Source organism: Aquiflexum lacus (genome assembly GCF_015476655.1).
Lineage (GTDB): Bacteria > Bacteroidota > Bacteroidia > Cytophagales > Cyclobacteriaceae > Aquiflexum > Aquiflexum lacus.
This window is the reverse complement of record NZ_JABFHF010000005.1, coordinates 47,894-62,558: the sequence shown is the minus strand read 5'-3', so window position 1 is coordinate 62,558 and position 14,665 is coordinate 47,894. Positions and strand designations below refer to the sequence as shown.

The window sequence follows — 14,665 nt, the reverse complement described above, 5'->3', positions numbered from 1 at the left end:
CCTCATACACAAAAGATTTATTCGCGAAGGATTTAGTGAAATTATTTTTATCATGCCGAATTGCTGGCAAAATTATAAAAGATTATCGATGCACAACCAATTTTCAAGTAATTAATTTGCTAAAACAGATATCTTTGCGCCAAAGACTTACATTTAAAAATGATTAATTTAAAAACCTTGTTGGCATCCTCTGATCAAAAGGGCTCATTAGGTGATAAATTCAGAAATAATAGGTATAGATTTTTTGAAGGTTTGATACATAAACACTTTGGAAATGAATTCCCCATTCGAATCCTTGATATTGGAGGGATGGCTTATTTTTGGAAAGACAAAGAATTACTGAAAAAGGGCTTGGTAGAAATCACTTTACTCAATCTTGAAAAAGAGGAAATAACTACTCCAGGACTTCATGCCGTATCGGGAGATGCGACAAACCTTTCCGAATACGCCGACAAAAGTTTTGATCTGGTGTTTTCCAACTCAGTCATCGAACATCTTTACACTTGGGAAAACCAGGAAAAGATGGCCAAAGAGATCATCCGAGTCGGTAAAAAATATTGGGTTCAGACCCCAAATAGGCGGTTTTTTATAGAGGCACATTATGCTTTGCCTTATGCACAATATTTGCCAAAAAAATTGATCTATTTTATCCTGACTAAGACCAAACTCAGCAGAGGCATGCGTTGGAAACCTGAATATGCCCAACAGTATTTGGATGAAATCAGGCTGCTTTCAATCAGTGAAATGAAGGAATTGTTTCCGGGAGCTGAGATTTATAGGGAGAAGTTAGCAAACATGACTAAATCCGTAACTGCGTATAATTTTTAATCACGCGCTGATCTTTTTGGTAACACAGGTATAGTAAGTATTCAAAAAATGCCCCATTTCTTGAGCTAAAAGTATTCAACAGATTGATAGTTAGCTTAAATTATCCCTATTTGCATCATTCTTCATAGTCAAAACAACTTAAGGCAATCCCATGGATAGAATTGAATTGATTCAGAAAATATTTCAAAAAACAGAATTTGAAAACTACCTTGAAATAGGTTGCCAAACAGGCAAATCATTTCTGCCTATCCGGGCCAAAAATAAAACTGCCGTAGATCCTGTTTTTAAAATCCCTTTAGGTAGAAGGTTCAAATGGCTCTTTAAATGGCCTGCCAACAGCAAAGCTAGGTATTTTACGCTTGAGAGTGATGTGTTTTTTGATTCACAAAAAGCTTACCTCCAAAACTTAGAGCAATTGGATGTGGTTTTGGTAGATGGGCTCCACAATTTCAGAGGGGCTTTACATGACGTGTTGCATTCCTTGGTGTATTTGAGTAATGATGGCATCATTATCCTACACGATTGTTATCCTCCACATGAAGCGGCCTCTATTTATGCGGACATTTTTCCTACAGAAGAACAACAGCAACAAGCGAAGGGTTGGACAGGTGAATGGTGTGGAGATGTGTGGAAGAGCATGGCTTACCTATTGGAAAAATATCCCAACCTATTGGATGTCGGAGTGATAGATACCGATTATGGTCTTGGATATGTTCGGTTCAAAACTGCCCCGACCTCCCGCGAGTTTAGTGTTGATGAGGAATTGTTTGATAAGATCAATCAATTAAGCTATAGCGACATGAAATCCGACCCCAAAAAAATCATCAACCTTCAACCGGCTTCCTATTGTGAAACCATTTTGAGTCTGTATTAAAAAGAACAAATTTAAGGCTTCCAAGTCACCACTCCTACCATGGAGTCCGCCGTCCCATAGTATAAGTACCACCGGTCTTTGAAATACACCAACCCTTCCACAAAAGTAGTCCCATCCACATATTGACCGGATTTCTCGAAGGGAAGTTCGGGTTTGATAAATGGCTGATTGGTGCGGTCCAGTAATTTCCAAGGTTCATTTTTGTCAAACAGGGCCTGACCACCTGTGTATAACCTGTTGCCCAAATTCTTCACACCTAAGGATTGCTGATTTCCGGCATTGTAAAGCACAACAATACCATCTTTGGTCAGCACCGGTGGTGGACCGGCCTCCACCAACCAGGAATCAAAAAATCCTAATCTTGGGCTGAGGACAGGAGCCAAATTCCCATCAATGGTCTCCAAAGGCTCCCAATGAATCAAATCATCAGAAGTAGCCAACCAAATATGCGGTACTCCAAAATACATCCAGTATTTGCCATTGATTTTGACAGCCACGAGTTTCCCATCTTTTAATTCGGTTACAATCGCCCCGGATTTGGTTTCCTGATTATGGTACTTGCCGTCTTTGAAATCCTTGAAAATCGGGCCATGCTTTTCCCAGGTCTGCATGTCCTTGGAAGTTGCCACAGCCAAACGGGGATATTCTCTGTTCCACTGCGTATAAGTAAGCACATACAGACCATCTTCAGTTTCCACAATTCTCGGATCCTCTGTACCTCCTGTCCATTCAAATTCTTTTTGATTATCATCGGTAGGAAAAAAGACAGGTTCCTTCATCCTTGTGTAATTCACCCCATCTTCCGAAACCGCCAAACCCAAACGGGAAGTATGTCCACCGATTTCCAGTTCACCGAGTTTTTCCTCTGCCCTGTAAAGGACATGGATTTTGCCATCTTTGACAATGGCTGCTGGATTGAAAGTAGCCATGGATTCCCATTTAACTACTTTCCCGCTCATGGGGTCCTGCCAAGATGTTAGGTCAGTTGGGGAAATAATGGGCTGGGCATTTTCAGCCCTTTCAAAAGGGCCAAGCATCCAGGGTTTTTCTTGGGCGAGCGTTGGGAGTGAGATTAGAAAAAATCCAACGAAAATGATTATTTGTTTCATTATTGAAGTTGAGAAAGTTCCTCTAATGGTTCGTCAAAATCTGGGGAAATAACGATTTCTCCTTTTGCTGAGCCAAATACAGGCTTTGGTTTATTTATATCAGTTTTCTTTTTTAAAAGATTATCAAGAAAAATCTCAACCTCTTTTTGCAAGTCCGGCGGAAGATTTTCGATTTTGGCTTGAAGTGATTTGATATTCATGGATCTTTTTTTATTTAGATAAATTTAAATGATTCAAAGCTAAGATCTTGGTTATATCTTAAGATTTTTTGGGCAGCTTCAATTATATCTTGTAAGAGTAGATCATTATCTCGTTTAGACATAAGCCAAATCGTCCTTAATAGCCAAAAAATATTTCTCCTTTATCCCATTTCTGGAAACCAGATCTACCTTCACCCCAAGCAAATCCTCTAATTCCTCTGCCAGATCAAAAAATCCACTTCCGATTTGATCATGGAATGCCACTAGCAAGTCCACATCACTGAGTGCAGTTTGTTCATCTCTAGCATATGAACCAAATATCCCCAAACTCTGAATCGGGTACTTTTGAAAGAGCATTATTTTCTCCCTTTCCAAAATAAATTTGATTTCCTTCAAGGTTTTCATTTTATAAATTTAATCATATTAAATCAAAACCTCACCAAAGTAATAACCTCAGCCACACAAACCGGCTTCGAAGCCGAATCGGATTCCATTTCTGCATGGACAAAGAGCTTGATGCTGCCATCGGGGGCTTCTTCCACCTTGGACAATGTGGCGGATAACCTGACCTTATCATCGGAATACACAGGAGCAGGAAAACGTACACTGTTCGTCCCGTAATTCAATGCCATTTGTACTCCTTCCAAAGGAAGAATTTCATAAAGGAGCTTAGGGACCAAAGAAAGGGTCAGATACCCATGAGCCAGATTTTTGCCTCCCGGAATCAGGGCCTTGGCTTTTTCAGTATCCACATGGATCCACTGAAAATCCTCCGTTGCATCCGCAAATTTCTGTATGACCTCCTGACTGACCGTCGTCCATCCACTCCTACCCAATGATTTCCCAACCCCTCTCCTCAAATCCCCCACCGACCCAAACACCACTTTTCGATCTTCCCAATTCTCGTCCCTCGCCTCTCGCTTCTCGCTTCTCGAATCCAGTCTTGGTTCTTGTCTCTTGGTTCTTGCTTCTTCAAAAACCACCATCGCCTTCCCAACCACCTTCCTATCCATCATATCCTGCAAGGCCTGAGGTGCTTCCTCCAAGGAATATTCTTTATAAATATACTGACTGATTTTTCCGGATTGGATCATGCCTACCAGTTCCATGATATTCTGTTGATTCTGTTTTGGCTCTTCTGTTGAAAACCTTCCCCAAAAAACCCCCATTATTGAACAGCCTTTTAACAAAGAAAGATTGAAAGGCAGCTTTGGGATATCTCCTGCTGCAAACCCCACCACCAAATACCTTCCTTTCCAAGCCATTCCACGTAAAGCAGGTTCTGCATATTTACCGCCAACCACATCCAAAATCACATCCACACCCTTTCCCCCAGTCAACTCCTTTATTTTTTTCTTCAAATCTTCGGTATCATAATTGATCAAAAAATCAGCACCTTTATCCTTACATACAGCTAGCTTCTCAGCTGTCGAAGCGGCTGCAATAACTGTTGCGCCCATTACTTTACCCAACTCAACAGTTGCCAAACCCACTCCACCTGAAGCACCTAAAATTAACAAGGTTTCACCCGATTTAATTTGTGCACGATCCTTTAGTGCATGATAGGAAGTGCCGAAGGTGTAAAGGGTTGAAGCGGCTGTCAAGTAATCCATTTGAGGAGGAATAGGAAAAACCCTGTCAGTACTCACCTTCACCTTTTCCGCAAAACCACCCCATCCGCATAAAGCCAATACCCGTTGTCCTACCTTTAAATGTTTTACACCTGACCCTACTTTTTCGATAATTCCCGAAACTTCACCACCCGGAGAAAAAGGTAACTCAGGTTTAAACTGGTATTTATTCTGAATGATTAACACATCGGGAAAATTGACCGCACAAGCTTTGACCTGAATGACAACTTCATTTTCATTGGGTTCAGGATCTTGAATGTCAGAATAGACAAGGGTTTCAGGGGTTCCATGCTGTTGGCAAAGGATGGCTTTCATAGGCAAAAGTTTTTTTGTTAAAATAGGCAATTCCTCAATTAAAACGTAATTTTGAACCCATATACAACTCAACCTCCTGCAAAATTAGGATTGTCAAGGAACTCCAAAAAATTTTATTATTGATCAAACATTTTTGAAGGTATTAAAATTGTTCTTTGCGCCTTAGTGTCTCCCGAACTAATCGGGACAAGTTTTGCGGGACTTATTACAACAAATATGTCAGTAAAAAACTATATCGAATCCAACAAAGAAAGATTTTTAAACGAGCTTTTTGACTTATTGCGCATTCCATCCGTGAGTGCCGATCCCAAATTTAAAGAAGATGTTTTTGCTGCGGCAGCATTTGTAAAGGAGAGATTGGTTGAAGCAGGTGCCGACAAGGTGGAGATCTGTCAGACAGCCGGATATCCGATTGTGTATGGAGAAAAAATCATCGACCCATCGTTACCGACCATCTTGGTCTATGGGCACTACGATGTGCAGCCTGCCGACCCTTATGAACTTTGGGATTCACCCCCTTTTGAGCCTGTCGTCAAAAATACCGAAAGGCATCCTGAAGGAGCTGTCTTTGCCCGTGGTTCTGCTGATGACAAAGGACAGTTCTATATGCATGTCAAAGCCTTTGAAGCCATGATGGCAAATAATTCTTTGGCCTGCAATGTCAAATTCATGATTGAGGGTGAGGAAGAAGTGGGTTCTGAAAATCTTGATATTTTTGTAAAGGAGAACAAAGAAAAACTGAAAGCCGATGTGGTGGTCGTCTCCGATACCCATATGATTTCATTGGAGCATCCCTCAGTCACAGTAGGTTTGAGAGGATTGGCTTATATGCAGGTAGAGGTAACGGGGCCAAATAGGGACTTACATTCCGGGACTTATGGCGGGGCTGTCGGCAATCCCATCAATATCCTTTGCAAAATGATTGCTTCTCTGCAGGACGAAAACAACCACATTACCATACCTGGGTTTTATGACAAAGTGGAAGAATACTCCAAATCCTACAGAGATGAGTTGAACAAAGCCCCATTTGATTTAGAGGCTTACAAAAAAGAACTTGATGTGGCTGATGTTCATGGTGAAAAAGGCTACACTACGGTAGAGAGAGTCGGCATTCGACCAACCTTGGATGTCAATGGTATTTGGGGAGGATATACAGGCGAAGGAGCAAAAACAGTATTGCCTTCCAAAGCCTATGCAAAAATCTCCATGCGTTTGGTACCCGATCAAGACCATAAAGAAATTGCCAAACTGTTTGAAAATCATTTCAAATCCATTGCGCCAAAATCCGTGAAGGTAAAAGTAATCCCCCATCATGGTGGTGCCCCTGCAGTGGTTTCTACAGAGACTCCTGGATACCGCGCCGCAGACCTTGCCATTCAGGAAGCTTTTGGAAAAAAGGCCATTCCAACAAGAGAAGGAGGTTCAATACCCATTTGTTCCCTTTTCCAAAAAGAACTTGGCCTTGACCCGATTTTATTGGGCTTTGGGTTGGATACCGATGCCCTACATTCCCCAAATGAACATTACGGCATAAAAAATTACCTCATGGGCATTGAAACCATCGCCTTATTCTTCAAACACTTCAAATCAGAAGCTACCAAATAACATTTAAATTCTTGGAGGGGTACCAAGGAATCTTGGTACCCCTCCAAGAATTTAATCACTGAACTATTTCCAATAAAATCTCCTTTAACAATCAGTTGCGCTTATATCCCACCGAAATGGCAAAATATCTTAGACAATTACTGATTCTTTTCTTTTTATTAGTTTACAGTACCGCTGGCTTTACCCAGATCATTTCACCTCCAAAATGGAATATCCAAATTGAAGAGAAGGATTTTAAAGTAGGTGATGAGGTTAAATTGGTATTCAAAGCCCAAATCCCCAAAGACTGGTATATCTACTCCAATGACTTTGATCCTGACTTGGGACCCATGTTAACTGAATTGGTGCTCAGCAAATCCGAGGGCATCGAATTGGTTGGAAGCCTGAAAGCCATCAATCCCAGAAAAAAATATGATGAAATCTGGGAAGGTGATGTTACCTACTTTATCGGGAATGGCACCTTTGAGCAGCAAATAAAACTCACAGCAGAAAATATTAACCTCGTAGGTTCTATTGATTATCAGATGTGTACGGATGTGACAGGTCAGTGCATCCCTTTTGAAGAAGACTTTACACTGAAAGCAGCTGCCAAGCCTTCCGCGACTTCCACCGCTTCGCAAGCTGTTGAAGAAAAAGTGGATGAACCAGTAAATCAAGAAGTCACAGAAACCGAAGATGCTGAGGTATCAGAAACGATCTCAATTTCGGAACCTGAAGAAAGAACATATATTGACATCAATGAAGATGAGAGTCAGGGCGGCTTATTGGGTTTTATGTTTATAGCATTTTTGGCTGGTTTGGCAGCTTTGCTGACTCCCTGCGTGTTTCCCATGATTCCGATGACAGTGACTTTCTTTACCGGAAGGTCCAAATCCAGGATTTCAGGCATCAGGAATGCATCTATCTACGGCTTATCAATCATTGGCATTTATACCATTGCAGGTACAGCGGTAGCTGCAATCCAAGGGCCTGAATTTGCCAATTGGCTATCGACCCATTGGGCACCAAATGTCTTTTTCTTTTTGATATTCATCTTCTTTGCATTTGCTTTCCTTGGTATGTTCGAACTGACTCTGCCAAGTGGATTTGTAAATAAGATTGATGCCAAAGCAGATAAAGGTGGCTTGACCGGGATTTTCTTTATGGCCTTTACTTTGGTATTGGTTTCTTTCTCCTGTACAGGTCCAATCGTCGGATCAATTCTTATCAAAGCAGCTGGTGGAGATTTTATCACACCGATTGCAGGGATGTTTGCCTTTTCATTGGCATTTGCCATCCCATTCACCTTATTTGCCATATTTCCTGAATGGCTGAATTCCTTGCCGAAATCAGGAGGATGGCTGAATTCCGTCAAAGTAGTCTTAGGTTTCCTGGAACTGGCTTTGGCTTTCAAATTCCTATCCGTAGCCGATCAGGTTTACCATTGGGGATTATTGGACAGAGATATCTATATCGCCATTTGGATCGTGATTTTCTTCTTGTTAGGACTCTACTTGCTTGGCAAGATCAGAACCAAACATGACAGTCCTATGGATTACATAGGTGTTCCAAGGTTGATGTTGGCTATTTCTACTTTTGTGTTTGTTGTTTATCTGATTCCCGGACTTTGGGGAGCTCCCTTAAAAGCTTTGAGTGGGTATTTACCTCCAATGGCAACCCATGACTTTAATGTGATGGAAAATAGGGGTATAGCGTCCAGTGAGAGTAAATTGGACGATATTCCAAAATATGCAGACTTCCTGCATTTCCCACATGGCATTCAAGGATACTTCGATTACGATCAAGCTTTGGCTGCTGCCAAAAGATCAGGAAAACCACTTTTTATTGATTTCACCGGCCATGGATGTGTCAACTGCCGTGAAATGGAGGCCAGAGTTTGGTCCGATCCCCTTGTTTTGGATAGACTGAAAAATGACTTTGTGATGGTGGCCCTCTATATTGATGAGCGATATGAGTTGCCTGAGTCTGAATGGTTTGTTTCGGAATATGATGGTAAGGAGAAAAAAACCATTGGGAAACAAAATGCCGATTTTCAGATCACCAGATTCAACAACAATGCCCAGCCATATTATGTGATTTTGGACCACAATGAAGAACTGCTGATCAAACCAAAGGCCTACGACACCAATATCCAGAATTTTGTGAATTTCCTGGAGGAAGCCAAAAGCGAGTTTGGGAGACGGTAACCTGATTTTTTTTATGGATATACTCTTCTTTGCCAGTAACCCTATATTCTTTTTCAATCGGGACGCCTGCCTGTCCGGTAGGCAGGGAAGACCGAAGTCGGATGACCGATGTATCGGGCATTTCAAACCTCAGACGAGAATTAACATGGATGTCCAATCTTCTGGCAAAAATTGTGTACATCCATATTTTTTTTGACAAAGTTTGAATTACCCTTCAAGTTTGCTAGGATTCCTTTCCCCATTTTCAAAAACCAATCTTGTTTTTGGAAGGCTTTCCGGGTAATTCTTTTGAATAAATTCAATCAACTTTTCTCTGATATGAACCCTTAAGTCCCATGTTGTTGGTGAGTTTTTAGCACTAACCAGAATTCTTAATTCCATGGTGGTCTCTTTGGAATCGGTAACCTGAAGTACATTTACTTTTTTGTCCCAAAGCGGCGTTTCATTCAATAACCTTGTGAGTTCATCCCTCAAGGCTTGGATAGAAATGGTATAATCCGTGTATAAAAAAATTGATCCAATGATATCAGCAGAGGTTCTTGTCCAGTTTTGAAAGGGCTTTTCCAAAAAATACGTAGTGGGCAAAACCAACCTCCTTTTGTCCCAAATCCTTACCACTACATAGGTCAGGTTGATTTCCTCAATCCAACCCCACTCATTTTCTACCAACACTGCATCTTCAATTCTAAAAGGTTGGGTAATTGCAATTTGTATCCCTGCCAACAAAGTACCGACTGCTTTTTGGGCCGAAAACCCTATTATTATTCCTGCTACGCCTGCCGAGGCAAACAGGCCTATACCAACTTTCCTGATACTCTCAAATGATAGTAGAACCATTCCGACCGCAAATAAAACGATTACAAAAATGACGACTCTTTCTAAAATATTTATTTGAGTATACTTTTTTCGTGAAACCAGATTATCTTCTTTTTCTATATCATATCTCTTTAAGTAGGTTGTTTTTAAGGTCTTAATTAATTGAATTAAAAACCATGTAAAACTAATTGTGACCAGGATAGAACTATAATTGTATAGTATTGAATAAAAAGCATTAGTAATATCAAAAAAGTAAGCGACAATTGGTTTCACAAGGATAAATATGATCGTAACTATGGCGCTAAGAATAAGCTTGTAATGTTTCATCTTGATTTTTTTTTAGTCTTAGAAATGGAAGGAAATCTTGGGCCAATTGGAACTTCAAAGAATTTTCACCAAAAATTATGCTACTAAACAAAACAGCAAAAATCTCTCTTTCATCGATTAATATAATCAATGCATATGAGGAAAGGAAAATTTACTTCGCTGAATTAATTCCAAGATCAACAAATCTTACTTTAAGGGCACATCTTTCTCAATGCTTTTAACAAATACATATGGTTCTTGGACCTGTGAAGATTTTGCTCCCCGTAGTGAATGGTGTAATAAATATTTCCGTTCAGATAATCGGCCAAAAACCTGAAACCCATAATACAGGTCATCATTTTTCCCCCGAAGGAAAGAGATTGGATTTCTTCTCCAGTAAAGGTCCCAGCACCAATTTCCAAAAAACCATTGAACAGCGCATCATATTTGGCTTGATCAACAGCAATATTATTCCAGTTTGTAGAACTTTCGGACTCTGTACAGGCCACAGTCCTGACCAAATCCCCAAAATCATAATATACATAGCCGGCTGTCAAAGTATCCAAATCAATGATTGCATTCACTTTGGTTAAATCCTCCGAAAAAATCAGATTATTGATTTTAGTATCGTTGTGGGTAAGCCTTAAAGGAAGCTTCTTTTTCCAAATCAGGTATTCTTCGACCAAATCCTTTTGAGATAAATAAAAATCTACCAATATTTTCAATTCGCCGGAAACACTCCTCTTTGTGCTGCTTAAGGCATCCAACAATTGCTCATACCGCAGCTCAAGGTTATTGAAACCGGGAATCACTTCCTGAAATAATGAAGCATCTATATGACTTCCGGCTTTGATGAATTGGGCAAATGCTTTTGCAGCCATAAAGGCCTGATGAGAATTGTTGACCTCGTTGATACATTTCCCTTTTATAAAAGGGGATAACCTAAAATAATCTCCATCTATGACTGTAAAAAGCTCCCCTTTCAAATTTGGTATCGGAAGAGGTAGTTCAAAAGGTAATTCGTTGGCATTTATTTGATCCAAGAGGATCCCAAGGTTATGGGAAATCCTTTCTGGATTTTTGAAAACCGAATTGTTGAACTGTTGTAAAATATATTGACGTACCCCGTCTTCAATCAAAAAGGTCTGATGGATATGTCCATCACCGAATCTTTGGATTTGAGCTCCAAGTAGTTGCAACCCATAAACATCCTTGAGTTGTGTCAAAAATGAAGGGTGTTTCATATTTGCTTTTGGGTTGATTTTACGCTCAGCTTAAGTAAAGAGAGGATTGAAATCCTATTGATTTCAACCCCCTAATGTTCCTCAACTTCTATATCAATTAAAGGTCAAGTTCTTTTCTAAAATAAGAGATAGTGTTAGCCAAACCCTCATCAAGCTTGATTTTCGGTTCCCAACCCAATTCCTTTTTTGCCAAATCGATGACCGGTTTTCTTTGCATAGGATCATCTTGTGGCAAAGGGAAAAATTTTATTTTACTCTTACTACCTGTTTGTAAAATGATTTTTTCTGCTAACTCAAGCATCGTGAACTCCCCTGGATTACCAATGTTGACCGGTCCGGTGAACCCATCCCTAGAATTCATTAATAAATGCATCCCATTGATAAGGTCATCCACATAACAAAAGCTCCTTGTTTGCTTGCCGTCACCAAACATGGTAATATCCGCCCCTTTCAAGGCCTGAACAATAAAATTACTGACAACCCTACCATCATTGGGATGCATCCTTGGACCATAAGTATTGAAAATCCTCATGACCTTAATATTTACCTTATGTTGTCTGTGGTAATCGAAGAACAACGTTTCAGCGCATCTTTTTCCTTCATCATAACAGGCACGAATACCTGTAGTACTCACCGAACCTTTGTAAGATTCAGGCTGTGGATGTATTTCAGGATCTCCGTAAACTTCCGATGTACTTGCCTGCAAAATTTTTATTTTCAAGCGTTTGGCTAATCCCAACAAATTAATCGCCCCGATCACACTCGTTTTGGTGGTCTGAACAGGATCAAATTGATAATGAACAGGACTTGCCGGGCAGGCCAAATTGTAAATCTCATCAACTTCCACAAATAATGGAAAGGTCACGTCATGCCTCATGAATTCAAAGTTCTTATTATCCAACAAGTGATGGATATTGACTTTCCTGCCTGTAAACAAATTGTCCACACACAAAACTTCGTGTCCTTCATTCAACAAAAGTTCGCATAAATGAGACCCCAGAAATCCTGCGCCACCGGTAACTAATATTCTTTTCATAAGTGTGTTTAAAAAAAAGTTAAAATTTTAATTTTATTCAATAATCGAAGTCAATTTTCATATCCTTCCCTGTCATATAATTTATAATCAAGGGCCAAATCTGCATATAATTTGTAATTCAAAAGAGATAAACATCCAACAAAGTCCTATATTGAAAGCTTGCATGAAAAAGCACTTCCCAAATATTTTACAATTATAATATCTTTTGACTCACGAAAATACTAAAATATTTTCCCATCCAAATTTTAGGATATAAGTATTGACTAAATATTGAAAGAATTCATTAACATTTGAGTATTATTCATTATCAGGTTTCGATTACTCTTATTAAAAACATGTATATACGTAAGGATGCCAGAAAAATGGTATTTGATATCATTCTCGCAAGGAAGGTGAAATGTCTATTACTTCTGACATCCGACTTCCCTGCCTACCGGTCAGGCAGGGGACCTAGTTGTAGTGAAATATTGGGTTACTGACAAAGAGGCGGATAACCATTTTACAAATTGCTTTATTTCTTACTTTGCATTTACTTATTCTTTTTTTACATTAGTAAAATTTATTAAAGAAGTTTATTAATCTAATTTGAAATTTTTAATAAACTTTAAATTAATATAAGCCTAACTAACCCGACGAACTATGAACATTTCTTTTATTGACTGGGCCATTATTGCAGCATTCTTTATGATTTCAATGCTGATTGGGGTCTTTACTTCAAGAAAAGCAGGATCATCAGCCAAAGAGTTTTTCCTGTCTGGAAGAAATATGCCTTGGTGGCTTTTGGGTGTTTCAATGGTTGCCACTACATTTTCGGCAGATACACCAAACTTGGTGACAGATATTGTAAGAAAAAATGGCGTCTCCGGAAACTGGGTATGGTGGGCTTTTTTGCTGACCGGGATGTTGACAGTGTTTGTTTATGCAAAGCTTTGGAGACGTTCAGAAGTTACTACCGATTTGGAGTTTTATGAATTAAGATATGGCGGAAAACCTGCTGCATTCTTGAGGGCTTTCCGAGCACTGTACTTAGGGGTCTTCTTCAATGTGGTCATTATGGCCACCGTTTCCTTGGCAGCAATCAAAATCGGCGGGGTTATGTTGGGTTTAAGTCCGATTGAAACTTTGTTGATTGCAAGTGTTGTCACAGTTATCTACAGTTCGTTGGGTGGACTGAAAGGCGTTTTACTGACTGATTTTTTTCAGTTTTTCATAGCCATGGCAGGCGCCATTGGTGCAGCTATTTATATTTTGGACATGCCGGAGATCGGTTCTTTGGATAACCTGTTGACCCATGAAAATGTAGCTGGAAAATTGGATTTTCTTCCTGATTTCAATGATTGGAACATGGTCATTCCTTTATTGATTATGCCGTTGGCTATTCAATGGTGGGCTACTTGGTATCCCGGTGCAGAGCCTGGAGGCGGTGGATATATTGCACAAAGGATGCTTTCTGCCAAGGATGAAAAAAATGCCATAGGTGCAACCTTGTTTTTCAATATTGCCCACTATGGAATGAGGCCCTGGCCATGGATTATCATCGCACTTGCTTCACTGATTATTTTCCCGAATATATCAGATATGCAGGCTGCATTTCCCCATATACCCGTCGATAAACTTGGTGATGATCTGGCATATTCTGCCATGTTGACTTTCCTGCCCACGGGTTTAATAGGAATTGTACTCGCCTCATTAATTGCCGCGGTAATGTCCACACTTTCCACGCACCTAAACTGGGGATCTTCTTATGTCGTCAATGACTTTTACTTACGATTCTTAAAACCTCAGGCTACTGACAAGGAGTTAGTGCTAGTAGGCAGGATATCCACAGTGCTTTTGATGGTCTTGGCTGCATTTCTGGCATTGGCACTTTCCAATGCTTTAGAGGCTTTCAATATCCTTTTACAGATTGGTGCTGGTACAGGTGCCATATTCATTCTCAGATGGTTTTGGTGGCGGATCAATGCCTATACAGAAATCTCGGCAATGGTCATTTCATTTGTCGTGGCTATTTTCTTTGAAAGCATCAACCCAAAAATGCAGTGGATCAGTATTCCTGAAAATCAGGATTACCTCAAATTGCTTTATGGAGTTGGAGTTACCACTATCGGTTGGATTTTAGTCACCATATTCACGCAGCCCGAAAAAGATGCTATTCTCCTGTCCTTTTACCGAAAAGTTCGTCCAGCTGCTTTTGGCTGGAAAAAACTTTTGGACAGGTATCCCGCCGAAAAACAGGAACAGGGTCAATTACCTATGGAAATCGGCTTGATGTTGGTGGGGTCTGTGATGGTTTATGCTACTTTATTTGCCGTAGGATTCTGGATATATGGTAATGTGGTTTCAGCATCCATAGCAACCGTCATCGCGATAGTCGGAGGGATAATTATCATTAAGAGCTGGAAAAAAATGAGATAGGTTTGATGACTATTTAGTGAATCGTTTTTTTTAATCAATTTTAAAAATCTCGATGATTTCACAGTCTTTGGCTGGAGAACAAAACTCATTGATACCAATT

General features: G+C 40.0%; 12 protein-coding genes. 5 read left to right on the top strand and 7 right to left on the bottom strand.

Annotation, left to right across the window (positions count from 1 at the left end; translation table 11 throughout):
• Positions 1 to 159: 159 nt before the first annotated feature.
• Both HMJ38_RS06380 and HMJ38_RS06375 read left to right on the top strand, forming a co-directional pair.
• A complete protein-coding gene (locus tag HMJ38_RS06380; protein ID WP_194973542.1) occupies positions 160 to 828 on the top strand; it encodes a class I SAM-dependent methyltransferase in 669 nt (222 codons plus the stop codon).
• 151 nt (positions 829 to 979) lie between these two features.
• The gene (locus HMJ38_RS06375) at positions 980 to 1,702 is read left to right on the top strand and encodes a class I SAM-dependent methyltransferase (RefSeq protein ID WP_194973541.1); all 723 of its coding nucleotides are present in this window, start codon (positions 980 to 982) and stop codon (positions 1,700 to 1,702) included.
• An 11-nt stretch (positions 1,703 to 1,713) separates the two neighbouring features.
• Here the strand turns inward: HMJ38_RS06375 and HMJ38_RS06370 are convergent, their stop codons facing one another.
• The 4 genes from HMJ38_RS06370 to HMJ38_RS06355 form a co-directional block, all read right to left on the bottom strand.
• Entirely contained in the window at positions 1,714 to 2,811 is a 1,098-nt protein-coding gene (locus tag HMJ38_RS06370; RefSeq protein WP_194973540.1) for a glycoside hydrolase family 130 protein, read from the bottom strand.
• A complete protein-coding gene (gene vapB / locus HMJ38_RS06365; RefSeq protein ID WP_194973539.1) occupies positions 2,811 to 3,011 on the bottom strand; it encodes a type II toxin-antitoxin system VapB family antitoxin in 201 nt (66 codons plus the stop codon). The genes HMJ38_RS06370 and vapB overlap by 1 nt, the downstream gene beginning before the upstream one ends.
• A gap of 114 nt (positions 3,012 to 3,125) precedes the next feature.
• Positions 3,126 to 3,416: a nucleotidyltransferase family protein gene (locus HMJ38_RS06360; protein ID WP_194973538.1), complete on the bottom strand. Its 291-nt coding sequence runs from the start codon at positions 3,414 to 3,416 to the stop codon at positions 3,126 to 3,128.
• 23 nt (positions 3,417 to 3,439) lie between these two features.
• The gene (locus HMJ38_RS06355) at positions 3,440 to 4,957 is read right to left on the bottom strand and encodes a zinc-binding dehydrogenase (RefSeq protein ID WP_194973537.1); all 1,518 of its coding nucleotides are present in this window, start codon (positions 4,955 to 4,957) and stop codon (positions 3,440 to 3,442) included.
• A gap of 216 nt (positions 4,958 to 5,173) precedes the next feature.
• Between HMJ38_RS06355 and HMJ38_RS06350 the strand changes: the two genes are divergently transcribed.
• Both HMJ38_RS06350 and HMJ38_RS06345 read left to right on the top strand, forming a co-directional pair.
• A complete protein-coding gene (locus tag HMJ38_RS06350; RefSeq protein WP_194973536.1) occupies positions 5,174 to 6,562 on the top strand; it encodes a dipeptidase in 1,389 nt (462 codons plus the stop codon).
• 116 nt (positions 6,563 to 6,678) lie between these two features.
• On the top strand, positions 6,679 to 8,748 hold the full coding sequence (locus HMJ38_RS06345) for a protein-disulfide reductase DsbD family protein (RefSeq protein ID WP_194973535.1): 2,070 nt from the start codon (positions 6,679 to 6,681) through the stop codon (positions 8,746 to 8,748).
• 207 nt (positions 8,749 to 8,955) lie between these two features.
• On the opposite strand, the gene HMJ38_RS06340 is transcribed toward HMJ38_RS06345, so the two are convergent.
• From HMJ38_RS06340 to HMJ38_RS06330, 3 genes are all read right to left on the bottom strand, one after another.
• The gene (locus HMJ38_RS06340; protein WP_228779922.1) at positions 8,956 to 9,585 is read right to left on the bottom strand and encodes a mechanosensitive ion channel family protein; all 630 of its coding nucleotides are present in this window, start codon (positions 9,583 to 9,585) and stop codon (positions 8,956 to 8,958) included.
• Positions 9,586 to 10,082: 497 nt separating this feature from the next.
• The gene (locus HMJ38_RS06335; RefSeq protein ID WP_194973533.1) at positions 10,083 to 11,114 is read right to left on the bottom strand and encodes a phosphotransferase enzyme family protein; all 1,032 of its coding nucleotides are present in this window, start codon (positions 11,112 to 11,114) and stop codon (positions 10,083 to 10,085) included.
• A gap of 97 nt (positions 11,115 to 11,211) precedes the next feature.
• Positions 11,212 to 12,150: a UDP-glucuronic acid decarboxylase family protein gene (locus HMJ38_RS06330; protein ID WP_194973532.1), complete on the bottom strand. Its 939-nt coding sequence runs from the start codon at positions 12,148 to 12,150 to the stop codon at positions 11,212 to 11,214.
• Between the two features lie 639 nt (positions 12,151 to 12,789).
• Here HMJ38_RS06330 and HMJ38_RS06325 point away from each other — a divergent pair.
• A complete protein-coding gene (locus HMJ38_RS06325) occupies positions 12,790 to 14,565 on the top strand; it encodes a sodium:solute symporter family protein (RefSeq protein ID WP_194973531.1) in 1,776 nt (591 codons plus the stop codon).
• The last annotated feature ends 100 nt before the right edge of the window (positions 14,566 to 14,665 follow it).